General features: G+C 37.8%; 29 protein-coding genes. 5 read left to right on the forward strand and 24 right to left on the reverse strand.

Translation table 11 applies throughout. From position 1 onward, the window contains the following. The first annotated feature begins 39 nt into the window (after nucleotides 1-39). On the forward strand, nucleotides 40-987 hold the full coding sequence (locus MS2017_RS09955) for an MBL fold metallo-hydrolase (protein WP_122952074.1): 948 nt from the start codon (nucleotides 40-42) through the stop codon (nucleotides 985-987). Between the two features lie 118 nt (nucleotides 988-1,105). On the opposite strand, the gene MS2017_RS09960 is transcribed toward MS2017_RS09955, so the two are convergent. The 8 genes from MS2017_RS09960 to MS2017_RS09990 form a co-directional block, all read right to left on the reverse strand. Further along, a complete protein-coding gene (locus MS2017_RS09960) occupies nucleotides 1,106-2,710 on the reverse strand; it encodes an aminotransferase class V-fold PLP-dependent enzyme (protein ID WP_122952075.1) in 1,605 nt (534 codons plus the stop codon). Continuing rightward, the gene (locus MS2017_RS09965) at nucleotides 2,707-3,288 is read right to left on the reverse strand and encodes a glycerol-3-phosphate acyltransferase (RefSeq protein ID WP_071565190.1); all 582 of its coding nucleotides are present in this window, start codon (nucleotides 3,286-3,288) and stop codon (nucleotides 2,707-2,709) included. The genes MS2017_RS09960 and MS2017_RS09965 overlap by 4 nt, the downstream gene beginning before the upstream one ends. Continuing rightward, entirely contained in the window at nucleotides 3,281-3,517 is a 237-nt protein-coding gene (locus MS2017_RS11560) for a hypothetical protein (protein ID WP_164707702.1), read from the reverse strand. The genes MS2017_RS09965 and MS2017_RS11560 overlap by 8 nt, the downstream gene beginning before the upstream one ends. 300 nt (nucleotides 3,518-3,817) lie before the next feature. Further along, a complete protein-coding gene (locus tag MS2017_RS09970; RefSeq protein WP_122952076.1) occupies nucleotides 3,818-4,057 on the reverse strand; it encodes a glutaredoxin domain-containing protein in 240 nt (79 codons plus the stop codon). Continuing rightward, nucleotides 4,054-5,124: a 3-isopropylmalate dehydrogenase gene (gene leuB, locus MS2017_RS09975; protein ID WP_122952077.1), complete on the reverse strand. Its 1,071-nt coding sequence runs from the start codon at nucleotides 5,122-5,124 to the stop codon at nucleotides 4,054-4,056. Before leuB ends, MS2017_RS09970 begins: the two co-directional genes overlap by 4 nt. Then, nucleotides 5,124-5,288: a rubredoxin gene (locus MS2017_RS09980; protein ID WP_071565194.1), complete on the reverse strand. Its 165-nt coding sequence runs from the start codon at nucleotides 5,286-5,288 to the stop codon at nucleotides 5,124-5,126. The genes leuB and MS2017_RS09980 overlap by 1 nt, the downstream gene beginning before the upstream one ends. A gap of 177 nt (nucleotides 5,289-5,465) precedes the next feature. Continuing rightward, nucleotides 5,466-5,816 (reverse strand): hypothetical protein, encoded by a 351-nt coding sequence (locus MS2017_RS09985; RefSeq protein WP_122952078.1) that lies wholly within the window; start codon nucleotides 5,814-5,816, stop codon nucleotides 5,466-5,468. A gap of 33 nt (nucleotides 5,817-5,849) precedes the next feature. Next, a complete protein-coding gene (locus tag MS2017_RS09990; RefSeq protein ID WP_071565196.1) occupies nucleotides 5,850-6,449 on the reverse strand; it encodes a peroxiredoxin in 600 nt (199 codons plus the stop codon). A gap of 100 nt (nucleotides 6,450-6,549) precedes the next feature. On the opposite strand from MS2017_RS09990, the gene cysS reads away from it, so the two are divergent. Genes cysS through MS2017_RS11565 form a run of 4 tightly spaced genes read left to right on the forward strand, consistent with a single transcriptional unit; the run spans nucleotide 6,550 to nucleotide 9,267 of the window. Beyond that, nucleotides 6,550-7,938, forward strand: a complete 1,389-nt coding sequence (cysS, locus tag MS2017_RS09995; RefSeq protein ID WP_076982519.1) for a cysteine--tRNA ligase — start codon at nucleotides 6,550-6,552, stop codon at nucleotides 7,936-7,938. Next, on the forward strand, nucleotides 7,923-8,624 hold the full coding sequence (gene yrfG / locus MS2017_RS10000; protein WP_122952079.1) for a GMP/IMP nucleotidase: 702 nt from the start codon (nucleotides 7,923-7,925) through the stop codon (nucleotides 8,622-8,624). The genes cysS and yrfG overlap by 16 nt, the downstream gene beginning before the upstream one ends. 4 nt (nucleotides 8,625-8,628) lie before the next feature. Continuing rightward, nucleotides 8,629-9,102, forward strand: coding sequence for a metallophosphoesterase family protein (locus MS2017_RS10005; RefSeq protein WP_122952080.1), 474 nt, complete (start codon nucleotides 8,629-8,631; stop codon nucleotides 9,100-9,102). 3 nt (nucleotides 9,103-9,105) lie between these two features. After that, a complete protein-coding gene (locus tag MS2017_RS11565; protein ID WP_164707703.1) occupies nucleotides 9,106-9,267 on the forward strand; it encodes a hypothetical protein in 162 nt (53 codons plus the stop codon). 188 nt (nucleotides 9,268-9,455) lie between these two features. On the opposite strand, the gene MS2017_RS10010 is transcribed toward MS2017_RS11565, so the two are convergent. The 16 genes from MS2017_RS10010 to MS2017_RS10085 are packed head-to-tail and all read right to left on the reverse strand — an operon-like array spanning nucleotide 9,456 to nucleotide 22,283. Then, nucleotides 9,456-10,895: a nickel-dependent hydrogenase large subunit gene (locus MS2017_RS10010; protein ID WP_122952081.1), complete on the reverse strand. Its 1,440-nt coding sequence runs from the start codon at nucleotides 10,893-10,895 to the stop codon at nucleotides 9,456-9,458. Further along, on the reverse strand, nucleotides 10,888-11,892 hold the full coding sequence (locus tag MS2017_RS10015) for an NADH-quinone oxidoreductase subunit B family protein (protein ID WP_420886039.1): 1,005 nt from the start codon (nucleotides 11,890-11,892) through the stop codon (nucleotides 10,888-10,890). The genes MS2017_RS10010 and MS2017_RS10015 overlap by 8 nt, the downstream gene beginning before the upstream one ends. Continuing rightward, nucleotides 11,885-13,159 (reverse strand): ATP-binding protein, encoded by a 1,275-nt coding sequence (locus MS2017_RS10020; protein ID WP_122952083.1) that lies wholly within the window; start codon nucleotides 13,157-13,159, stop codon nucleotides 11,885-11,887. The genes MS2017_RS10015 and MS2017_RS10020 overlap by 8 nt, the downstream gene beginning before the upstream one ends. 2 nt (nucleotides 13,160-13,161) lie before the next feature. Next, nucleotides 13,162-14,184 carry a hydrogenase expression/formation protein HypE gene (gene hypE, locus MS2017_RS10025; RefSeq protein WP_122952084.1) on the reverse strand — a complete coding sequence of 341 codons (1,023 nt, stop codon included), beginning with the start codon at nucleotides 14,182-14,184 and terminating at the stop codon, nucleotides 13,162-13,164. After that, nucleotides 14,181-15,314, reverse strand: coding sequence for a hydrogenase formation protein HypD (gene hypD / locus MS2017_RS10030; RefSeq protein WP_122952085.1), 1,134 nt, complete (start codon nucleotides 15,312-15,314; stop codon nucleotides 14,181-14,183). Before hypD ends, hypE begins: the two co-directional genes overlap by 4 nt. Further along, entirely contained in the window at nucleotides 15,314-15,592 is a 279-nt protein-coding gene (locus tag MS2017_RS10035) for a HypC/HybG/HupF family hydrogenase formation chaperone (protein WP_122952086.1), read from the reverse strand. The genes hypD and MS2017_RS10035 overlap by 1 nt, the downstream gene beginning before the upstream one ends. A gap of 2 nt (nucleotides 15,593-15,594) precedes the next feature. Further along, the gene (locus tag MS2017_RS10040; RefSeq protein ID WP_122952087.1) at nucleotides 15,595-16,845 is read right to left on the reverse strand and encodes a sigma-54-dependent transcriptional regulator; all 1,251 of its coding nucleotides are present in this window, start codon (nucleotides 16,843-16,845) and stop codon (nucleotides 15,595-15,597) included. Further along, on the reverse strand, nucleotides 16,845-17,702 hold the full coding sequence (gene hypB / locus MS2017_RS10045; RefSeq protein WP_122952088.1) for a hydrogenase nickel incorporation protein HypB: 858 nt from the start codon (nucleotides 17,700-17,702) through the stop codon (nucleotides 16,845-16,847). Before hypB ends, MS2017_RS10040 begins: the two co-directional genes overlap by 1 nt. A 4-nt stretch (nucleotides 17,703-17,706) precedes the next feature. Further along, nucleotides 17,707-18,030, reverse strand: coding sequence for a hydrogenase maturation nickel metallochaperone HypA (gene hypA, locus MS2017_RS10050; protein ID WP_241156933.1), 324 nt, complete (start codon nucleotides 18,028-18,030; stop codon nucleotides 17,707-17,709). Nucleotides 18,031-18,043: 13 nt separating this feature from the next. Beyond that, entirely contained in the window at nucleotides 18,044-19,210 is a 1,167-nt protein-coding gene (locus tag MS2017_RS10055; protein WP_122952090.1) for a nickel-dependent hydrogenase large subunit, read from the reverse strand. Continuing rightward, complete coding sequence (hybE, locus tag MS2017_RS10060; RefSeq protein WP_122952091.1) at nucleotides 19,200-19,727, reverse strand: [NiFe]-hydrogenase assembly chaperone HybE; 528 nt, start codon at nucleotides 19,725-19,727, stop codon at nucleotides 19,200-19,202. Before hybE ends, MS2017_RS10055 begins: the two co-directional genes overlap by 11 nt. Before the next feature lie 6 nt (nucleotides 19,728-19,733). Continuing rightward, nucleotides 19,734-19,961, reverse strand: coding sequence for a rubredoxin (locus MS2017_RS10065; protein ID WP_122952092.1), 228 nt, complete (start codon nucleotides 19,959-19,961; stop codon nucleotides 19,734-19,736). Further along, nucleotides 19,958-20,851, reverse strand: a complete 894-nt coding sequence (locus MS2017_RS10070) for a hydrogenase expression/formation protein (RefSeq protein ID WP_164707704.1) — start codon at nucleotides 20,849-20,851, stop codon at nucleotides 19,958-19,960. The genes MS2017_RS10065 and MS2017_RS10070 overlap by 4 nt, the downstream gene beginning before the upstream one ends. 17 nt (nucleotides 20,852-20,868) lie before the next feature. After that, entirely contained in the window at nucleotides 20,869-21,276 is a 408-nt protein-coding gene (locus MS2017_RS10075) for a thioredoxin domain-containing protein (protein WP_122952094.1), read from the reverse strand. A 3-nt stretch (nucleotides 21,277-21,279) separates the two neighbouring features. Beyond that, the gene (locus MS2017_RS10080; RefSeq protein WP_122952095.1) at nucleotides 21,280-21,588 is read right to left on the reverse strand and encodes a HypC/HybG/HupF family hydrogenase formation chaperone; all 309 of its coding nucleotides are present in this window, start codon (nucleotides 21,586-21,588) and stop codon (nucleotides 21,280-21,282) included. After that, complete coding sequence (locus MS2017_RS10085) at nucleotides 21,588-22,283, reverse strand: HyaD/HybD family hydrogenase maturation endopeptidase (RefSeq protein ID WP_122952096.1); 696 nt, start codon at nucleotides 22,281-22,283, stop codon at nucleotides 21,588-21,590. Before MS2017_RS10085 ends, MS2017_RS10080 begins: the two co-directional genes overlap by 1 nt. Between the last annotated feature and the right edge of the window lie 13 nt (nucleotides 22,284-22,296).

The raw sequence follows: 22,296 nt of genomic DNA on the forward strand, positions 1-22,296 counted from the left end.
GGTGTATCATATTTCATAATTTAATTCGGGGAGAGTATTATGAAAAAAGGTCTATTGATATTATTGGTAATCGCTGTTGGTATTTATTTATTCTCCAATTCAGAAGCCTATAAATTTGAAAAAATTGCCAAGAATGTTTTCGTCATGCACGGCTCATTGGATGAGCCTAACCCAGAAAACAAAGGATTTATGAACAATCCGGGGCTTATCGTTGGCAAAAACGGTGCTATTATTATTGACCCTGGGAGCAGTTACCAAGTGGGAAAGATGGTGCTTGATAAAGTTAAGGCCATTACCGACAAACCCATTGTTGCAGTATTTAACACCCATGTTCACGGCGACCACTGGCTGGGCAACCAAGCCATTGTTGAGCAATATCCAGCCATCAAAATTTATGCTCACAAAAATATGATTAAACAAGCCAAAGAGAGTGAAGGTGAGCGCTGGATAGCACTGATGAGTGATTTAACCAAGGGTGCATCTGATGGCACTATTGCCACTTTTCCCACCAATACTACCACGCACTTACAAATTATCAAGGTAGGGGGTGAAACTTTCAGGATGCACCACGATATTACAGGCGTGGCGCACACCAATACCGATTTAATGGTTGAGCATCTGCAAAGCAAAACTTTGTTTCTTGGTGACAATGGTTTTGTCCACAGACAGGGCAGATTTGACAATACCTCTGATATGCACGGCAATATCAAAGCCTTAGAATATGCGATTAATTTAAAACTTGCACATTATGTACCGGGACATGGGCCAACGGGCGATGCAGACCATGCTGTTAAACCATTTTTAGATTATTTATTGATTATTCAAGATGAAGTTGAAAAAGGCTATAAAGAAGATTTAGCCGACTATGAAATTAAGCCCACTGCGCTTAAAAAACTAACAGCCTATCAAGAATGGCATGGATTTGATGGTCAATTTGGCAGGCATATTAATAAAATGCTACTTGAGATTGAGGCACTGGACGATTAACTTGAGGCTTAAATACTGTGCCTTTTAGGCATTTTTTGGCAAAATCGAGAACGCAGGATAGGGTTTTTATCGAAAGGTTAAAGGTGCGTTGATTTTTTTTAGAATTTCCTTTTCGTTACTATTTCTTAGAAACGACATCGGACATAACGGCGTATTCTAAATACTTTATGGCATCTTCTGTTACTTGTTGGCAATCACCCATAAAGCAAACTTGCATCCAATTATTTTCTAATAAATAATTACTGTTGTAACTAACCAAAATACCTAAATTAAGCATTTTTTGTCCTAATTTTGAGGACGATACGCCTTCTGGCAAAACAATGGTGGTAATATGTGGTGCACGATAGTTTTCATGTGCCAATACTTTAAGTCCAGTTTTTTCTATTTTCACACGAAAATCATGTGACCATTTTTCAACTTGGCTAAATTGAGCGTCCCAATCCTTTTTTAAGGCAATAATTAACCCATAAACCGCATTGGAAGAAATGGTATATGGCACACCTTGTGCATATATATAGTCAGACAAATCAAAGCAACGAGGCAACAAGCAATTAACTTCACTCACCAATCCACTGCTAAAAATAAGTGCCAATCCAGGCAAGGAGCCTACCCCTTTGCCACTCGTTGCCGAGGCAAGATAAACATCTGTCAAATCAACAGTGCATGAGCCGATTGTGCTAATGGCATCCAAACACAATAAAACTTGTTGCTGTTGACACCATTCTCGTATTGAATTTAAATCATTTAATACGCCTGTTGAGGTTTCGCAATGCACCATCCACAACCAGCGAAATTCACCATTGTCATTATTAATTTGCTTGAGAAAGTCTTGTGTAAATGCCAAGCCATCCTCCACAACAAAAACTTCATAATCTAAATTAGCCCGCCTTGCATGGTCTTCTATACGCCTGCCAAACTCTCCACTCACCAAAACAATCCCTTTGCCCGATATTTTTGACAGTTGTGCTGCAATAATATCATTGGCAAATGTTCCGCTTCCAGTGGTAATATACGCTTGCTTTGTGTTTAAACGCTGGCACAAGGTATCTTGCAAACGGGAAAAATCATTCATAAAATCACCCCCTCTGTGCGAGATTGGTGTTTTTGAATAGGCTGCCATAATGTTTTTACTAATAGAAACAGGGCCCGGCAAGTAATTGAAAATTGTTTGATTTTGATTCAGAGATTTTAGTTTTTTCTTAAAATCAATTGCACGGTCAAGTGTAATATACATAGGTTGAAATTGCACATCTTGCGCACCAACAAGATCACCAAATGCTTGAAATCCAACATGTCGATAAAGTCTTGCCTGCTTGGTAATGCCAGAGATAACCATTAAATCATAACCTTGATTTATAACAAATTCAAACAACTTTTCAAAAATGCCAGACAAAACATCGCCATGCCGATTTTTAGACACAATGCTTAACAGTCTAATCTCACAAATCGACCGAAAACTAGGCAAATGCTCATCAATATTCTTTAACTTATTGTCCAAAGAAAATGGACGATTGTCATTCACGGACAGCATTCCTAATAAATCTTGACCTTGCAAACAAACAATATAGGCGTTGTGTTCATGGAATTTATCAATCAATTTTTCTTCTTGATTGATATCATGTTGTGGAATTTCCTCAACAAAAGTTTGATAATTCAGCCGATGTATGGCGTCAAATTCCCATGCTTCAGAGGCTACTTTAAAAATTAATGGATTATTATTCATAATAAAGTTAAGTCTTTTTGTATATTATTTCTATGTGCATAAACGACCAGTATACTAGAAATAACGATGGCGTAAGTAATAGGTGGAGATTGAAAATCTCGGATAATGATTATTAGCAATAATAAAATAACGCTCAGTATCCAAGACAAAGTAAATCGCCGTGTTATTAAAAACAACAACCCACTCACAAGCGCTATAAAGACAACAACATAGATATCAACCATTAAAAATGCACCCAACGCTGTTGCAATACCTTTGCCGCCATGAAAGTTTAGATAAAATGGCCATATATGTCCAGCAATAACCGCAATAACCATAAGGGAGATAATCGTATCACTTTGGTTTAACATCCGAGCAATTGACAACGCCAACACCGCTTTTAAACAATCGCCAAGCAGCGTTATGGCAAAACCAGGTTTGCCCATTAAACGACCCACATTTGTTGCCCCTATGCCACCACTACCGTGGTTACGAACATCTTGTTGCATTTTCCACCAAATCAAATGATAGCCAGTTGCAAAACTTCCCATACAATAGGCAAATACAACCAACAAAGTGCCAACTGTCAAATCAAGCATAACACCTTCCCCTCGTTTTTTCACTTCTTAACACAGAGAAAATCCGCAAACTTAAGGTAGCAATAATGCGCTTAATTAAGTGAACGCCTAAAAAATGCAATACTTGTGTGTCAAAATACGCCAAAACTTGAGCAAGAATACGCCTGACCAATAAAAACCAATAAGGCTTTACGCCATTAGATTGGCTTTTAAGGTTAAATAAAATAATTGAAATAATCAGTATTTGCATTTTCTATTTTTGGGTTAGCGTATAAAGTAATAAGAAACACCTTGAGCATTTTAACTACCAAGTTAATCTTAAATTTTAGGCCTTTGCATATAATATAAATAATCATCAAAATCCACTATTCGCCCACTTGGCAATTTTTTAAACCCAGTCTTAACTTTGCTAGGACAAGGTTTAATGAAATCACCGATTTGGTTAGCGCTCTTTATAGGAGGGCAAAAATTGAATTTTGCCAATCACCCATATTTATGCAAAGGCCTCATCCATGTCGTTCTTAATTTAACAAATCTCAAAAAAATAAAACTAGTCGAAAAATCCATCCATATGTAACTCGGTAAGATCGCTAAAGCCACCAATATGTTTATCATCAATCACAATTTGCGGCACCATTCTAGCGCCATTAGTAACCTTTGAAAACTCTGTCATCAGCACCCGGTCTTCATCAATCATTTTTTGCTCAAAAGGTAGTTTCCATTTATCCAACAAGGTTTTGGTTTTAACGCAAATTGGGCAAGTGTTAGTAGAATAAACGGTTATTTTCACGCCAATGCCTCCACGACCAAATCACCCATTTTGCTTGTGCCAACAACGCTACTACCTTTACTGGCAATGTCTTGCGTGCGATAACCTTGGTCTAACACCGTAATAACTGCCGCTTCGATTTTTTCAGCCAAGTCTGCTTGATTAAGCGAATAACGCAACATCATTGCCACTGATAAAATAGTTGCTAAAGGATTGGCAATATCTTTGCCTGCAATATCAGGTGCTGACCCATGAATAGGTTCGTACATACCAAAACCATTGCCATTCAGTGAAGCCGATGGCAACATACCAATTGAACCGGTAAGCATTGCTGCACAATCAGACAACACATCGCCAAACAAATTACTGGTAACCATAACATCAAATTGCTTGGGATCTTTAACGAGTTGCATGGCCGCATTATCTACATACATGTGCGATAATTCTACGGTTGGATAATCTTTTGCCACATCCTCCATCACCTCACGCCACAACTCACACACCTCTAATACATTCGCCTTATCTACCGAACAAACACGCCCCTGACGAAGTTGTGCAATTTTGAACGCTGAATGCCCAATGCGCCTAATTTCTGACTCATGATAAGTGGCTGTATTAAAGCCATATTTCTGCCCATCACGCACTTCAATCCCGCGCGGTTGTCCAAAATAAATACCTGCCACTAACTCACGCACAATCATTAAATCCAGTCCAGACACCACTTCTTCTTTAAGGGTTGAAGCGCCAGCAAGTTGCGGATATAAAATCGCAGGACGCAAATTAGAAAACAAATCCATCTCAGTACGCAAACCCAATAAGCCTCGCTCTGGTCTCAAATCTCGCTCTAATTTCTCCCATTGATAACCGCCCACAGCACCTAACAAAATACTATCACATTCTTTAGCAGCGTCTAATGTTACTTGTGGCAAAGGCGAACCCGTCTCATCATAAGCTGTTCCGCCAATCAAGCCATGCACCAATTCCATATCTAGTGCATCATTTTTGTTTAAAAAATCAATGACTTTTAACGCTTGCTTGACAATCTCTTGCCCGATACCATCTCCTGGCAATATAAGTATTTTTGACATTAAATTTCTATCATATCAAATTGATCCTTACTAACGCCACAATCAGGACAAACCCAATCCGAAGGCACATCTTCCCATTTTGTACCGGGTGCAATACCTTCTTTTGATGAGCCTGTTGCCTCATCATAAATCCAACCACAAACCATACATTTGTATTTTTTCATTATAAACCTCCAATTTTTAAATTATTATTATCTTAAAGTTCCTACAATTGACAAAACAGTGATTTAAGCGCATAAAAACAACACATTCTACCTATTCAAATATGAAGAAAGTAGTGGTTGAAACCAGCAATTAAATAAAAGATGTTGTCTTTATAGGTTTACCAAGTGATGCGTTAACTACAAAGATTTTGCATTGGGATAGGGAGGATATTGTTTAATTGTACATTCACTTGGAATCCTTTCAGAATGAGGGTGGTTAAAAATTTCTGTACTAGCAATACAATTGTTATAGAATGCTGCATTAAAATTTGCTCCCACCTTGAGACAAGCTTCTTCGCTCTCATGAGCTGAAATAATTTTGTCTTCGGTTGATAGCCATAACACATCCTTCCATTCGGGATTCATACAACAAGCGTATGATGGAGCATTAGGGCAATCAGCCACTTGTACAAATTTACTATCAGCATAAGAATGACTGGAAATTGACATAACCAGTAAACCAAAAATAAAAGTAAAAAAGTTTTTCATTTTATTTCTCCAAATGTTAGAAAATATTATCAATTACAAATTATCTGCATTTTTAGCCAAATACTCAGCCACACCTTCAGGCGTGTCTTTCATACCTTCATCACCTTTGTTCCAACCCGCTGGACACACTTCACCGTGTGTGGTGTGGAAATCAAGAGCATCAACCATACGCAACATTTCATCCACATCTCGACCCAAAGGCAAATCATTGACCACTTGATGGCGAACCACAAAATCTTCGTCAATTAAGAACGAAGCACGCAATGCAATACCTGCAGGGTGGACAATGCCATAGGCTTCCATAATTGAATGATTAACATCAGCAACCAATGGAAAGTCAATCTTACCTAAGCCACCATCTTTAGGCTCAGTGTTACGCCATGCGTTGTGCGTGAATTGTGAATCGACTGATACGCCAACCACTTCAACACCTTTTTCTGCAAATTGCGCTATACGATGATGATGTGCCAAAATCTCTGATGGGCAGACAAAAGTAAAATCTAACGGATAAAAGAACACGCAAATTTTCTTGCCTTTAAGGCTAGAAAGCGTGAAATTATCTACGATTGAACCATCTGCTAATACTGCCGCAGAAGTGAAATCTGGTGCTGGTTGTGTTACTAAAACGCTCATATTCTTCTCCAAGATATAATAATAAAAAAAGGATAATTATACAACCATAACGCCTTTAAATTCCATAAAAAATGCAAGCAAATACCGTAAAATAATAATCATGCTAAAAATATACAACACACTCAGTAAACAAAAAGAAGATTTTCATCCCATTAATCCAGAAAAAGTAGGGATGTATGTTTGCGGTATGACGGTTTATGATTATTGCCACATGGGTCATGCACGAGTGCTGGTTATGTTTGATGTCATTACCCGCCATCTTAGGCGACATTACCCCACTGTTGAATATGTGCGCAATATTACCGATATTGACGACAAAATTATCCAGCGTGCCATTGAAAATGAAGAGGATATTTACACATTAACCAACCGTTTTATTGAAGCGATGCACGAAGATGAACGCGCACTCGGCATCTTGCCACCTGATATTGAGCCACGCGCCACTGATGCGATTGATCAAATGTTTTATATGATTGAATCTTTGATTAAAAAAGGCATTGCTTATCAAGGTAAAAGTGGCGATGTCTATTATTCAGTGCGTAAATTTAAAGGTTATGGCAAACTGAGTGGTAAAAATCTTGATGAACTTGAGGCAGGCGCTAGAGTTGATGTGGAAACAGACAAAAAAGACCCTTTGGATTTTGTGCTTTGGAAAATGGCAAAACCAAACGAACCAAGTTGGACATCGCCTTGGGGCAAAGGTCGCCCTGGTTGGCATATTGAATGTTCAGCCATGTCATGCACGCACCTTGGTAAACATTTTGATATTCACGGTGGCGGTATGGATTTAGCATTCCCCCATCACGAAAATGAGATTGCACAATCTGAGGGGGCTAACGACTGCACTTTTGTTAATACTTGGATGCATGTGGGGTTTGTCAATATCAATGATGAAAAAATGAGTAAATCGCTCAATAATTTTTTCACCATTCGTGGCGTATTGGAAAATTATGATGGCGAATCCTTGCGTTACTTTATTATGAGTTCACATTACCGCTCTCCACTGAATTTTTCAAACGAAAATTTAGACCTTGCCAAAACCGCCTTAACCCGACTATATACGGCAATGCGTGGACTGCAAGCCTCAGAATCGGCAATGACAGAAATCTCACAACGCTTTGATTTTGAAACACGAGTAATCGCAGCCTTAGATGATGACTTTAACACTCCAATTGCGCTCAGTGTCTTATTTGAATTAGCCAAAACTGCAAATGCCGAGCGTGAAAAAGACCGAGATCAAGCAAATGCCTTAGGTCAATTATTAAAAAAACTCGGTGGCTACCTCGGTATTTTGCAAATGAATGCAGAAGAATTTCTCAAACAAGGCGTGTCGTTATCCGACAAAGAAATTGATCAAAAAATTGAACAACGAAATGCAGCCCGAGCCAATAAAGATTTTGCCACATCCGATCAAATTAGAGATCAATTGGCTGAATTGGGCATTATTTTAGAAGACAGCGCAGGCGTAACGACATGGCGCAGAAAATAAAACCAAAAAACTCAGATTCTGAGCCAATCAATTGGTCAAATATTGACACTATTCTACTGGATATGGACGGCACACTGCTAGATTTAAACTTTGATTTACATTTTTGGATGGAATACATACCCTTGGCTTTTGCCAATAAGCATAATTTAACGCATGATGAAGCCAAAGATAAACTTTTCCCTATTTTCAGAGCCGAAGAAGGAAAGTTACATTGGTATTGCCTAGATTATTGGCAAGAAAAATTACAACTTGACATCGCCAAGCTCAAAGAGGATGTTGCACATTTAATTCAAATCCATCCTTTTGTATTAGAATTCCTAACCCAAGCCAAAGTCCATAAAAAACGCATTTATTTGGTTACCAACGCCCACAGAAAAACCATTCAACTGAAAATGCAGATAACCAATTTAGCCTCTTATTTTGATGACATTATCTCTTCTCATGATTACAATGTTGCCAAAGAAAAACAAGAATTTTGGCATAAATTAGAAAATGCCATTCAGTTTGATAAAACCAAAAGCATCTTCTTTGACGACTCACTATCCGTCCTCAAATCTGCCAAACAATACGGCATCGGTACCGTAGTCGCCATCAGCAAACCCAGCTCCAAAGTGGAGACTAAACAAATTGAAGGTTTTATTAATATTGAAACTTTTGAACGCGCACTCATCAATTTAAAGCATTAATAAAATGAAAATCGGCATCCTCTCAGACTCTCACGGCTGGATTCACCCTGAAATTATCAGTTTAATGAACAGTTGTGATCAAATAATCCATGCTGGCGATATTATAGAGCAACAAACCTTAGAAGTGTTTACCACCCCTCTAACCGCAGTAAGAGGCAATAATGACGCACACCTTAAGTTTGCCGATATTGAAACATTTGAACTGTTTGGCAACCTATTGGCGGTGGAGCACGGACACGAACATGGATGGAAAACGCCATCACATGACTCCTTACGAAAAGCCCATGCCAATGCAAAAATGGTCATTTATGGCCACACACACAAACAAGTGATTGACAAAACTGCCACACCTTGGATCGTTAATCCTGGTGCATCAGGTGCGGTGCGCAATGGTGGCAGTTCCAAATGTTTAATTCTCACGATTGATGAACTGCAAAAATGGGAAATTACCGCTCATCACTTTGCCAATAATGACTAAGTAGTGAATATAACAATCCAGCCTAGCAAGTCAAAACAAGCTGCAGAAATAACAACATTGTTGCGACAATCAATTACCGAACTGTGTGCCCCAGATTATAGCAACAACAAAGCCTTTTTGGGCAACTGGTTAGAGAATAAAACAAAAACAAACATTGCAAAATAGATTAAAAATAACGACACTTGTGCAATCTCTGCTTTTCTTGAAGACAAAATAGTCGGTTTCGCTTGATTTACAATTGATGGGAAAATATTACTTCTTTATGTGTTGCCGATATTCAAAGGCAAATATATTGGCAAATCCTTGTATCTTTATGCAAAGGTTTCATTATAACGCTAAAGCCTGATTTATTTTTAGTGTGCCGTGCAAACCATACAAGGATCAAATGATCTAACAATATGCTCTACTTTAACTGATTGACTACTAGGGGCATTGGTTCCAATTAATGCTTGCTCCAAAGCGCCTTTTTGTTTTTTATCATCCATTGGGGAGAAATTCCAAGTAGTAGGAGCAATGATTTGATAATTACTAATTTTGCCATCTTTGACTTCCATCCAATGACCTAAACTACCTCTGGCAGCCTCTATCAACCCTTCTGATTGAAAATTCTTAGGTAACTCTAAGGCTTGATAAAAAGGGTTACCTATTTCAAATTCATCCGCCCACTGTTCAAGCAATAGTGCAATTCTTGCAACTTCTATCATTCTCGCAATAACTCGATTGGCAACATTTGACTTGGTGTGGTGATTTAAATCAACTATTAATGGCTGTTGATCAATCACTTGTCGAGCAAAAGCACCCACTTCAATCACTTTTCCATCTAACCTCGGTGCCTTGCACCAACTATAGGCTTCATCGGGTAATGCAGTTGGCATCTCTGTCGTATTTTTCAAAGGATGTTTGCCACTACAGGTGTTGTTTAAATAACTATATTGGGTATGCTCTTTAATTTTATCAGCATCTAATGGTTGTAATTTTCCTTGATGAAAAATGCCTGATGCAAAAGCGGTTGCTTCAGCCGATTGGTAATTTCCATAACTCATCAGGGTTAAATCCACACTGCCTAAATCCTCCAATTCATTGACTTCAATTAACTGAATAAATTGTGCAAAATCAGAGGCATTGTCATTAGCCCAATCTAGCAATTCTGCTCTGGTTTGCTTCTCTAAGAGTGTATGCAATGAGCCACCAAAAACACTTTCTTCTAAAAATAGTTTAAACTGACGAATTGTGTTTTTCAATTCAATTTGTTCATATTTGTCAATCGCCTTACTGCTACCACCCGGCTGAATACTAAGCGTATGAGGCCATTTCCCTGCTAGAAGTGCCACCACTTTTAACAAGTCGGCCCTTGCTGGGAGTATGTCATTTAATGCTTTGCCTTTTCCTGCTTGAAAGCGGTTTTTAATAGTTGGATACCAAGGTTTAGATTGATATTCTGCTTTAGCAAAATCTGGCATAAAAAACAAATAAAAATGCGTTAAATGATCCAATATATTCTCTGTTGCTAAAACTAAGTTGGTGGCAATTCTACCATTGTGTGGCACTGTTTTTGACTGACTATTTTCTAAAGCATAAGCACAAGCAATAGATTGTGATACCGAACAAATACCGCAAATTCTAGGTGTATAAACCAAGGCATCTAGCGGTGGCTTACCAAGCAAAATTTGCTCAAATCCTCTATACATAGGCGAAGTTACTTTAGCGTCTAATATCTGATTGGATTGTATGTCTAATTTAAGTTCTAAATCGCCTTCAACTCGATTAAAAGGCCCTACAATAATATCAGACATCGGTGCCTCCTTTATTTGGCGTGCCTGACTTATAAGAAACCACATCTGCAGTAGCGCCCTCTTTTAAACGCTTCGGTGTTGCTGCTTTTGCCAAAGTGGACAAGGCAATAAACCAAGCCTTGGGCATATCCAATGGCAAGCCAACAGGAATACCACCCAATTTAGGTGTTTTCATAAAAGATTGCCTAGGTTCTTCAAAATCAGGTGCCGTGCAGTTAATACAAGCAAATCCACCTGATGTACAAGAGCCGCCACCAGGCCAAGGTCTAATATTGCAATCGGCTTGAGCTTGTGTGCCTAAACACCCCATATTTTCCATCATACAACCCAAATCTGTAGGTTGGATAGCACTTGCTTTAAACTCATAATATTCATTGCGATTACAACCATGATGAACCAAATGTTTGGTAAAAAATTTGGGTCGTAAATACTCATCTAAATCCTCTAAAGCCAACTGATTGTTTGCAATCATACTCAAAGTAATCAATACCCAATCTGGATGTGTTGGGCAACCAGAAATATTAATAACGGGCAGATTTTTTTTAGATTTATATTGTGCAGATAACAATCCGCCAGCAATATGCCCCTCATATTGAAGTCCGCAAGCATCAGTTGGATTGCCACCAGCAGAAGTAATACCGCCATAAGCTGCACAACTACCCACTGCCACCGTGTAATCAGACTTGTTGGCCAATTTCTCCATCCAATCAATAAACGGAATATTGGTGCCTGCCATTATATGGCAAAATCCCGTCTTATTTGGCGCCCTTAACAAAGAGCCTTCTAGGCAAAGTATGTCTAATTTAATTTTATCCTCTAAAATATCTGTTAATATTTCAAGCGCCTGATGGGTGCTTTCCTCGCTAATTGAGGGGTGCCATAATAAGTTAATATTACTAACCTTTAATTGCTGGATAAAATGTGGATTGTTAGCAGATAATAACGACATCGTGCAACCCCCACAACCACCCGATTGTAACCATAATAAATTAAGCATTATCATCACCCACAAGAGGCAGCACCAAAGTAAGTGTCAACCCTTGTCCTATATTATTTTTAGCCGACAAACTGCCTCCGAATTCTTGGACAATATTGTAACAAATATACAATCCAAGCCCCATTCCTTCCCCGGTTTCTTTGGTGGAAAAAAAGGGGTCAAATATTCTAGATAGCTTCGATTGCTCAATACCTATTCCATTGTCAATAAAATCAATTTTAACCGTGTCCTTTTCAACAATGCTGTGGATTGATAAAACCGGATTGTCAATCGACTCAAGTGCGTGTATAGCATTTTGCATTAAATTAACAAACAACTGATGTAACTTGCCAGTGTTGGCAAAAATAAATAAGCCTTTTTGTATATTATTATCAATTTCAATGGGCTTTTGTTGGGATTTTTGTGTCCATAAAACAGCTGTTTTCATCACCGAATCAAGCTTAATCTTCTGAAATTCTTCTTTATAAATAGTAGAAAAATTACGCAATCCTGTAATAATATCAGTAATACGCTCCAAACCTTCAATCGTGCCTGCCATCAACTCTGGGAGGTCGTCAAATATCTCTTGAACTTCCCTTTCAGGTGGCTTGTTATTGTTTACAATTTGTTGCTTCAAAATATCAAATGACTGACTTAATTCATAAATATTACCGTAAACAAAAGAAACGGGATTGTTGATTTCATGCACAATACCAGAAACCAATCTGCCCAATGATGCCATTTTTTCAGATTCAACTAGGCGATTTTGAGATTTTTTGAGTTGAGTGTGTGTCAGTTGTAATTTTTCATGTGCTCGTATTAATTCACCAATCGGCCTGCCAATAAAAACATAGCCAAGCATCCTTAGGCGACTGTCTCTTCTTATGCAGCAACTAACATTATATTTTTCTGACTTATTAAAATCGCCAAATTTTATATCAAGATTAACATCTTGTAAATTTTTCCGCTCTTTTAAGCGCAACAATAGCGTTGCATCTAAATTTAACAATTGACTAAAATGTGTGCCCAATATTTCTTTTTCTATGTGATTTAATTGGGTTTTAAATGCATTGTTACATTGAACAACAAGACCATCTTGATCGCAGACCAGTAACACATCGGTCATTGAACTCATAATATTTGATAAAAACACTTGTGTGGTTTCTAGCGAACTGTTTTTGTCTTCAAGTTCTTGCTGGTTTTTGCTCAACAAACTATATGTTTTTTCAACTTGGTTCATTACTTCAACCCAAGCGGCTTCATTAAATTGTTGGTTGGCTTCTTTCATAATTAGCAAATCCTTGGCAGTTGATCCCCTATGAGTTTGTCAATAATTTTAGTGCCACCAAATAAGGTTTTAAGCGCCACGATACCTTCTGGGCCAGTGGTTACTTCGCCAATAATACAGGCATTCTCTCCTTCTTTCGTGCACTTCATTGCTGTCAGAACTTGATCCGCATCTTGTTCTGCCACAACGCATACCAGCGTGCCTTCATTTGCCAAATAAAGGGGATCCAGTCCAAGAATTTCACAAACACCACGCGTTGGCACTCTAATCGGTAGAGCGTCCTCTTTGATACTAATACAAACCTTAGAATCACTTGCAATTTCATTTAGCACAGTAGCAACACCGCCACGAGTTGCATCACGCAATGAATGAATGTTGCTTGAAACACTGAGCATTTTTTGTACCAAATGATTAAGCACTTGGCAATCGCTGTCAATGTCTGCTGAAATGGCAAGTTCGGTTCTTGATTGCATAATGGTTGCGCCATGGTCACCAATAAAGCCGTTAACAATAATTTTGTCACCAACTGTGGCCTTATATGCGTGTATTTCTACCCCTTTATCAATGACACCTACGCCAGCAGTATTGATAAATATCTTATCAGCACTGCCTTTTTCCACAACTTTGGTGTCGCCACAAACAACTTTAACACCTGCTTCTATTGCGGTTTTTTGCATAGACTTGATGATTTTATCCAATATATCAATAGACAAACCCTCTTCTAAAATCAAGCCACAAGTTAAATATAATGGTTTTGCGCCACTCATTGCCAAATCATTTACCGTGCCAGTAATAGCCAACTTACCAATATCGCCCCCTTTGAAAAACAAAGGGCTTACCACAAAACTATCTGTCGTCAATGCCAGCTGACCTGTTGGCATATCAAGCCGTGCCTGATCTTCCATGGTTGCCAAATAATCATTGTTAAAAGTGTCTACAAAAATGTCCTTAATCAAATCACTACTCGCTTTGCCACCGCTACCGTGAGCCATGGTAATTTTTTTATTTTGATATTTTTTATTCATAACTTTTGGTTGATTAAATCAATATTTTGCCCATAAGAATAATGCGCAGAACAAGCGCCTTCGGTTGAAACCATAAGCGCCCCTAGTGGTATTTCTGGCGTGCATTCTTTGCCAAAAACTTTACATTGCCAAGGCTTTAAAACACCTTTTAACACTTCTCCACATTGACAAACATCGGGGTCGGTTACCGTAACTTCTTTTAACTTAAATACCGCCTCTGCATCATATTGACGGTATTTATCATTAATTTTAACGCCAGAATGATTGATAGAACCCAAGCCACGCCATTCAAAAAATTCTCGTAATTCAAATACCTCTGCAATAGGGCTTAAAGCACTGGCATTGCCATTATCGTTCACCAGTCTTTTGTATTGATTTTCAACTTTTGCCTCGCCATTTTTAAGTTGTTTTAAAATCATCCAAACGGATTGTAAAATATCTAATGGCTCAAAACCCGCTGCTACCAATGGTTTTTGATATTCATCAGCGATAAAATGGTATGGCTTGGTGCCAATAATCAAACTCACATGCCCTGGACCTAAAAACCCATCAATACGCATACCAGGAGAGTCTAGCACGGCTTTAATCGTTGGGATAATAGTAATATGATTGCAAAATAAATAAAAATTATCTACACCTAATTTCTTAGCTTGCATAATTGACAATGCCGTTGAGGGCATTGTAGTTTCAAAACCCAAACCAAAAAACACCACCCTTTTATCTGGATTATTCTGCGCAATTGTCATTGCATCAAGAGGGGAATATACCATCCGAATATCACGCCCATCTGCTTTTAAATCTAATAAACTTTTTTCACTACCTGGCACTCGCATAGCATCGCCAAAAGTGGTAAAAATGACATCTTCATTCTCAGCAATACGAATACAATTATCCACCACTGAGCGTGGTAAAACACACACAGGGCAACCTGGTCCGTGAACAAATTCTAATTTTTTAGGCAATAATTGATTCAGTCCATAGCGAAAAATAGAATGGGTATGTCCGCCACACACTTCCATAATTTGAATCGGCCTGTCTTCTGGCAGGACAATTTCGGTGCATAATTTATCGATTTCAAGAAGTATTTTTTTAGCCTGCTTTGGGTCTCTAAATTCATCAACATATTTCATTATTTTTCCCCTTGCTTCAGGTCTTCCATAGTGGCATATAATTCACCTATTTCATCTAGGATTTTTAAGGTTTTATACGCCTCTTCTTCGTCAACTACACTTAATGCAAAGCCAACATGTACTAAAACCCATTGACCAATTAAAGTTTCTGCTGAATTTGTATCACTCAGAACACAAGCAATATTAACCGCCCTTGATACACCAGATAAATCTACCATTGCCATTTGATTGTCCATATCAACAATTTCTTTAATTTGTGCAGGAACACCTAGACACATAATTATTTCTCCTTTAGTTTGGCTGACAAATCATCAGCCGTAATGTAATCAGTTTGTGCCAAAACCATGGCGCGCTGAATTTCATTTTGCAACTCTCTAACATTACCACGCCAAGAAAAATTTTCAATTAACGCAATGGCATCATCCGTAATTCCTTTAACTGTCTTATTAAATAACAAGTTGCCTTGTTTAACAATACTCATGCTAATCAATATAATATCGCTTTTACGCTCCCTTAAGGGTGGCACTCTAAATTCCACGCCTGCTAATCGATAAAATAAATCCTCTCTAAAGCGACCTGATTTTATTTCTTGCTTGAGGTTTTTATTGGTGGCAGCAATTACTCTGATGTCAATAGGAACATAGCGATTGCCACCTAGGGGGCGAATAATCTTTTCTTGTAAGGCGCGTAATAATTTAACTTGGAATGAAAGGGAAATATCGCCTATTTCGTCTAAAAAAATCGTGCCGCCATTAGCCTGCTCAAGCAATCCTTTTTTGTCATTATAAGCACCCGTAAAAGCACCTTTTACATGCCCAAATAACTCACTTTCTAATAGGTCATCAGGCAATGCGGCGCAATTTTCTATAATCAATGGCTTTTCTTCTCTGCTACTATAATAATGAATGGCTCTAGCAAACAACTCTTTGCCCGTGCCAGACTCTCCATAAATTAAAACCGGTATATCGTAGGTAGAAAAATTTTGCACCTCTGTGCATAATTGATTTAATGGACTATCTTCGGCACGAATTAATTGATCAAAAGCATATTTTTTAGCAATGGCGTCTTGTTTGTTTTTAATGTGTTTTTTGAGTTGCGCTTCACTAGGCCTAGGCAGTTCAGCGCTTAGTTCCAAAGACAACAATTGATTTTGTTGCTGAAGTTCGTATATGTTAACTGCATTGGCAATGATTAATTTTAAGTTTTCTGGATGCCAAGGCTTGCATAAAAATTGATAAATACCTGCCTCATTAATGCCCAATATTAAATCCCCTGAATCACTAAAAGCAGAAATAATAATACGCACGATATCGGGATACTTGGCTTTAACTTGTTTCAAAAACTCTATACCCGTAGTATGAGGCATTTTTTGATCCGACAACACAACACTAATTGGAAATTCATAGAGAATTTCCCAGGCATCTTTAGCGCTAATGGCGCAATGCACTTCATATTGTTTTTTTAGCGTCCTATGATAGGTTTCTAACGCGCGTTTTTCGTCGTCAACAACCAATATATGGGCTTTTTCCATTATACTTTAAGCGCTTTAACACTTGCCATTTGTGCCTTAAGCCATTGATACCACCTGTCCATTCCTTCTCCAGAAGTGGCAGATACTTGTAACACTTGAATTTTAGGATTAACCTGACGAGCAAAACGGATACACTTGTCTACATCAAAATTTAGATGTGGCAATAGATCTATTTTATTAAGCAACATAATATCTGCGGCTGCAAACATATCTGGATACTTAAGGGGTTTGTCTTCGCCTTCTGTTACTGATAGAATTGCCACTTTACAATATTCACCCAAATCAAAAGCAGCAGGACACACTAAATTACCTACATTTTCAATAAACAACAAACTGTCTTGTTCAAGATTAAGCGCTTCAAATGCATTGCCAACCATATTGGCATCTAGATGACAGCCTTTGCCGGTATTCACTTGTACGGCTTGCACCCCTGTTTTGTTAATTCTATCGGCATCGTGTGTGGTTTGTTGATCACCTTCAATCACTTTTAAACTAAATTCTTGCTTTAATGCCAGTAGACTGGTTTCCAACAATGAAGTCTTTCCAGAGCCCGGACTAGAGACTAAATTCAGTGCCAAAATACCTTTTTCTAAAAAATAAGTACGATTGTTATTAGCATAACCATTGTTTTTTGACAAAATATCTAACTCTACTTGCACAATTCTTTCCTGACTCATGCCAGCAATATGCAAGCCAGCACTACCTGTGCCATAATGATGATGGTCATGGGAATGGTCGTGGTCGTGGTCGTGTGACTGATCATGAGGGTGGTCGTGATCGTGGTCATGTGAATGATCATGAGAATGCCCATGATTGTGATTGTGTTGTGTTTCACCACATCCGCATACTGTGCACATACTATTACTCCTTTATTGCTATTTGTTTAATTTTTAATTCTTCACCAGCAGTTACTGTAAGTTGATGAGAATTACATTTTGGACAAGCATCATATCGTTGCTTGACTATTACAGTTTTATCGCACTTAAAACACCAAGCACTTGCTTGGGTTTGTATCACTTCTAATTTAGCGTTATGTGCTATGGTATCACGAATAACTACTTCAAAACTAAATTCTAATGCCTGCACTTCAACGCCTGAAAATGGGCCTACTTCTAGCCACACCTTCTCGATGGCCTTGTAATTATTTTCCTTCGCCGATGCTTCTAAAGACTCAATAATACTCATGCAAATACTCATTTCATGCATAATCCACCTCAACACTATAGCCCACACAAGGATCAATGGCATTGACCAATAATTTTACCTTGGCAATTAAGTCTTCTTTATCGGTGAAATTAAGCGAAAAAATCATTTGCTTTAACACGCCATTGGGATGAAAATTCCATTCTGTTGGCGCCAAAATTTGATAGGATATGATTGTTTTATTGCGAATACTCATTTGATGCACCAACCTTCCTCTTGCCGCTTCTAATTGGGTCAAGGCAGTTGTTTCAATCTCAAAAAATTGCGGTGTATAACTAATATTTTCAAAAACAATATGTTGATAATCGTTTTTAACACGATGAAGTAATTCAAACACTTCGAACAATTGTGCGCTTGCCCGAGTAAACACACCTCTGCCATTAACTTCTGTCATTTCCTCAATAAAAGAATGGGTGGATTGTCTAGAATATGGGGTTGTTTCATAAAGGGTATTTTGATAATTAGGTTGCTTAATATAAGCATCATTCTGCAACAAAACACCCAGTTCTTTTAAATTTAAATCTGGTAAGTGTAACGCCTTAACATCCCCTATTTTATTAAGCGATTGCAAATTATTTAAAAAAATAGCGGCTTTGCTTTCAGCTGTTTGTAACCAACTGTCAAAATGCTTTAAGTGGCTAAATACAAGATTAGAATCAACTTGTTCTCCGAGCAACAAAGATTGTAATTGCTTTTCAAGTTTGAATATCAATTTTTCAACAGACTCAAAAGGTTGCAATTGTTTGTTTGCCAAAGATAGGGGGTCGCCCCCTGTAAACAAGGTGTTGCTAATTTCTTTGATTGTGGTCAGTAGGCTTATAATGCCGACATCAATTGAAGTGTACTTGCTTATATTCCATTTAGATGCAATGCTAAAGCAGTGCTCTTTTATTGTTTCTAATGCTAGCAATAAATGGTAAGCGCTCATTTCATTTTGACTCAATTGAATTGTTTTATTTTCATTTAATAATTTTAAAAAAGCAAATCTATGTGCAATATTGCATAATTGATAAAGCATATTAATAATATTCTCAACAGTATTTATTGATTTTCCAATAAATAATTGAGCAATGTGCAATGGGCGAGAGGAAGCAATTTCAACAAATTCAATCTGAGAAAATCTGGCCTTAACCTTGATTGTTATTTCACCTTCAACAGGCATTGCCCCCTCCTTTAAAAAATGCCCTTCTTGAGGAGGCTTTATTTAAGACTTCTTGATCTTTAATCAATTGTTGCGCTTCCGCTTTGTCTTTTTTAATTTGCTTAAACGCTTCAGTTTGCAGGAGTTGCGCCATGGCGGCTGCGGCAGTTTCTCGTGCGTCACGCTGAGTTTTAAAATCAAACATAGGGGAAAACAATGAGCAAGTTAAATAAATACCAAAATCTGCATCCACTTGAGTTAAAAAAGAGTACTCGCCATCTGGAAACAATATGTTGACTGTTTTGCCAACCCTGACTTCCTGCCTCATGCTGTCTTTAGGAAGTAGTACGATATTCATAAACCAAGGTGTGATTAACACGCCCACTTCCACTTCAGATTGATCTTTAGAATGCCCCCAATCAACAAAACCAACTGCCTCAACTTCAAGTGCTTTATTAAGAATAGGTATGTCAGCCATTTGATTGACACAAACAGATTGATAATGTGCTTCTAAACGATTAACATTATTACTAAACATACCAAGCTACACAATATCGCTTCGATCAATCACCATAAATTGATCTTGAAAACCATCACAATTAGGGCAATGCCAATGAGCTGGTAATTTAGAAAACGGTGTATTGGGTGCTATTTGCCAATAATCATCACCTTCTTCAGGTTGGTAAACATGATGACAAATCTTGCATTCCATACATGCATCGTCTGCTATTTTTTCATCATCACCTAAATAACTACCTTCAAAAGTCTTCATAATTCATCAGCAAATTCTTTGAGTCTTTCGACGCTTGATTCTATATCTTCTTGCGCTGCACATGCAACAATAGGTATTTTAACCACCTCAATCGTACTTAAAATCTCATTATCAGTAGAATTAAAATATTTTACCCACCAAATAGACGAAGTGCCTGTTGACACAATACGACAATTGCCATAACCCCTAGACAAAATGACCGTATCACCGGCACCCAAAATATTATTAATACAAGCAAGGTCTTCTTCTGTATGCGGCAATAATGTTAAGTTAATGGCCTCAATTGGGTTGTTCATTTCATCAATAACAATATCACCAAGCGAATCAAGCGTCTTTCTCTTGTCTTTTAACTCGGTTAAGATTGCAGGTACATTTACGACGCCATCTGGCAATAGTGCATTATTAAAAAGCACCTTGCCTGGTTTTTCTTGATTGACACTAACAATCATTTCAGGAATATTACCTGCTTCAATATAATCTTGCAAGAGAGTGTTGTTATTGTCAACAACAGTAACACGCCAAATACCAGTAAATATGGATTCTTGAATATTCACAATTTGATGTTTCTGCTTAATCACGGCACTAACTTCACCCTCGCCAAGCAGGGTATTTAAATAATCTAAATTCTCGGCATTGAGACCCGTTACTTCAAAAATTAAATTATCGTTATTGATGTCATAGCCTGCTAATTGCGTATAAATGTTTTCTAAAAACACTCGACATTCAGACAGGTTTATATTTTCATCAAATGCATAAATTTTGCTGTCTATATCAAAAGTGGACATCTCTGTCGGCATTTGCATATATTCAAGTGTGTCTTCTTCGGAGGTTGTTTGAGAGCCTGCGCCTAAAAAATTAGCTGGAATAGGTGGAACTGGTATAGATGACATGGTCATTTCTCCTTTTTTTAGTTTTGAGTTAAATCTATCTTAACAGGTGGTGTTGTGGGCTCTGACATCATTAATTTTTGAATTTCATTCATATAATCATCCCAGTTTTGGACTTTAGAAATCACACCTAAATACGCACCCTCTTTAAAGAAAACCAAAGAAGGCCAAGTGCTAAAACCGTAGTTTCTCTGAATTTTCATTTCATCATCACGACTGACAAGCGCTGGTACGATTTGTCCTTTAAAGGTAGAAATCAACTCAGGCAAAATAATAGCAACATCCAAACTTTCTGGAAATAATTTAGCATCATTACAAAAGAATAACACGCTATAACGGTGTTGCTTAATAAAGTTACTAATATTGCTTTCTGATAAAAGCGGATAATTGTGTGTGGTTATTAATTGTTGTATTAGTTCTGGAAACATAATTTATTTATCGTTATTTAAAAAAGGATTAATCGGTTCGCGATTAATTAAATCACCAAATAAGGCTTGCACTCTATCGTCTTCACTGCCTTGAGTGGCTAAACTAACCGCCTTAAGTGCCGCATCAATTTCTTTGGCTCTGGCGGCAGAAATAACTTCTCTAGCGGCATCAATAAACACCAACACCCAAGTGCCTGTAATTTGAGGCCCCACGAGTTGCATATTAATTTTGTTATTAACGCCATTATTTTGACAAAGTGCAAAAGTATCACTCACAGGATCAATCACTTGCATAGGAATACCAATACACATCACTTGCCCTCAAAATGTTTTCTACCATCAACAAAAACATTGGTATCACAAGATACATCTAACAATTCCACCTCTCTTTGCTCAAAAGTATGATCAAATAAAACTCGGTCATCGCCTTTTCTGCATGCCAAGTTTTCCGAAGGTCTGTTCACCTCATATTCGCTCATGCCAATAGTTGGGCTGTTGACGCCCTCATGCTCAGAAAGTGGGGTCTTTCGTTTTTTATAGACAACATTGTAACTGTCTAAATAATCAAGACAATGTTGGATTGCTGGCTGCATTTGTGCCTTGACCTCATCTCGCAAACTACCGCCAAAATCTTCTAATTCTACAGGTTGAACGCCAATTAGAAAAATATGGTCAGGCGTTTCACCTGTTAATTCTGCGGTAGATAAAACTTCTTGAAAACCAGTTTGATGTAAACTCATTTTTTTAGCACCCATAAATTTGGGCACTTCTTGGTCATGAATTAACTTCATCACACCGGGTTTTAAACCATAATCAATGGCATCAAAAACAATCAACAAATCACACTCTTGCACATGTTGAATTAAATACAAACCTTGGGTGCCACCATCCATCAATTTAACATTATCACCAAACTCATATTGTCGATTAATACTTTCAACAGTTCTAACGCCAAAACCTTCGTCAGCCCACAAGATATTACCAACCCCTAAAATTAATACTTTCATATATCTCACTATA

Origin of the sequence: Bathymodiolus thermophilus thioautotrophic gill symbiont (assembly GCF_003711265.1) — a bacterium.
GTDB lineage: Bacteria > Pseudomonadota > Gammaproteobacteria > PS1 > Pseudothioglobaceae > Thiodubiliella.

Coding starts and splice junctions, on each gene's coding strand:
- MS2017_RS09955 (WP_122952074.1), top strand. CDS start 40: ATGAAAAAAGGTCTATTGATATTATTGGTAATCGCTGTTGGTATTTAT.
- MS2017_RS09960 (WP_122952075.1), bottom strand. CDS start 2,710: ATGAATAATAATCCATTAATTTTTAAAGTAGCCTCTGAAGCATGGGAA.
- MS2017_RS09965 (WP_071565190.1), bottom strand. CDS start 3,288: ATGCTTGATTTGACAGTTGGCACTTTGTTGGTTGTATTTGCCTATTGT.
- MS2017_RS11560 (WP_164707702.1), bottom strand. CDS start 3,517: ATGCAAATACTGATTATTTCAATTATTTTATTTAACCTTAAAAGCCAA.
- leuB (WP_122952077.1), bottom strand. CDS start 5,124: ATGTCAAAAATACTTATATTGCCAGGAGATGGTATCGGGCAAGAGATT.
- MS2017_RS09980 (WP_071565194.1), bottom strand. CDS start 5,288: ATGAAAAAATACAAATGTATGGTTTGTGGTTGGATTTATGATGAGGCA.
- MS2017_RS09985 (WP_122952078.1), bottom strand. CDS start 5,816: ATGAAAAACTTTTTTACTTTTATTTTTGGTTTACTGGTTATGTCAATT.
- MS2017_RS09990 (WP_071565196.1), bottom strand. CDS start 6,449: ATGAGCGTTTTAGTAACACAACCAGCACCAGATTTCACTTCTGCGGCA.
- cysS (WP_076982519.1), top strand. CDS start 6,550: ATGCTAAAAATATACAACACACTCAGTAAACAAAAAGAAGATTTTCAT.
- yrfG (WP_122952079.1), top strand. CDS start 7,923: ATGGCGCAGAAAATAAAACCAAAAAACTCAGATTCTGAGCCAATCAAT.
- MS2017_RS10005 (WP_122952080.1), top strand. CDS start 8,629: ATGAAAATCGGCATCCTCTCAGACTCTCACGGCTGGATTCACCCTGAA.
- MS2017_RS10010 (WP_122952081.1), bottom strand. CDS start 10,895: ATGTCTGATATTATTGTAGGGCCTTTTAATCGAGTTGAAGGCGATTTA.
- MS2017_RS10015 (WP_420886039.1), bottom strand. CDS start 11,892: ATGCTTAATTTATTATGGTTACAATCGGGTGGTTGTGGGGGTTGCACG.
- MS2017_RS10020 (WP_122952083.1), bottom strand. CDS start 13,159: ATGAAAGAAGCCAACCAACAATTTAATGAAGCCGCTTGGGTTGAAGTA.
- hypE (WP_122952084.1), bottom strand. CDS start 14,184: ATGAATAAAAAATATCAAAATAAAAAAATTACCATGGCTCACGGTAGC.
- hypD (WP_122952085.1), bottom strand. CDS start 15,314: ATGAAATATGTTGATGAATTTAGAGACCCAAAGCAGGCTAAAAAAATA.
- MS2017_RS10035 (WP_122952086.1), bottom strand. CDS start 15,592: ATGTGTCTAGGTGTTCCTGCACAAATTAAAGAAATTGTTGATATGGAC.
- MS2017_RS10040 (WP_122952087.1), bottom strand. CDS start 16,845: ATGGAAAAAGCCCATATATTGGTTGTTGACGACGAAAAACGCGCGTTA.
- hypB (WP_122952088.1), bottom strand. CDS start 17,702: ATGTGCACAGTATGCGGATGTGGTGAAACACAACACAATCACAATCAT.
- hypA (WP_241156933.1), bottom strand. CDS start 18,030: ATGAGTATTATTGAGTCTTTAGAAGCATCGGCGAAGGAAAATAATTAC.
- MS2017_RS10055 (WP_122952090.1), bottom strand. CDS start 19,210: ATGCCTGTTGAAGGTGAAATAACAATCAAGGTTAAGGCCAGATTTTCT.
- hybE (WP_122952091.1), bottom strand. CDS start 19,727: ATGTTTAGTAATAATGTTAATCGTTTAGAAGCACATTATCAATCTGTT.
- MS2017_RS10065 (WP_122952092.1), bottom strand. CDS start 19,961: ATGAAGACTTTTGAAGGTAGTTATTTAGGTGATGATGAAAAAATAGCA.
- MS2017_RS10070 (WP_164707704.1), bottom strand. CDS start 20,851: ATGTCATCTATACCAGTTCCACCTATTCCAGCTAATTTTTTAGGCGCA.
- MS2017_RS10075 (WP_122952094.1), bottom strand. CDS start 21,276: ATGTTTCCAGAACTAATACAACAATTAATAACCACACACAATTATCCG.
- MS2017_RS10080 (WP_122952095.1), bottom strand. CDS start 21,588: ATGTGTATTGGTATTCCTATGCAAGTGATTGATCCTGTGAGTGATACT.
- MS2017_RS10085 (WP_122952096.1), bottom strand. CDS start 22,283: ATGAAAGTATTAATTTTAGGGGTTGGTAATATCTTGTGGGCTGACGAA.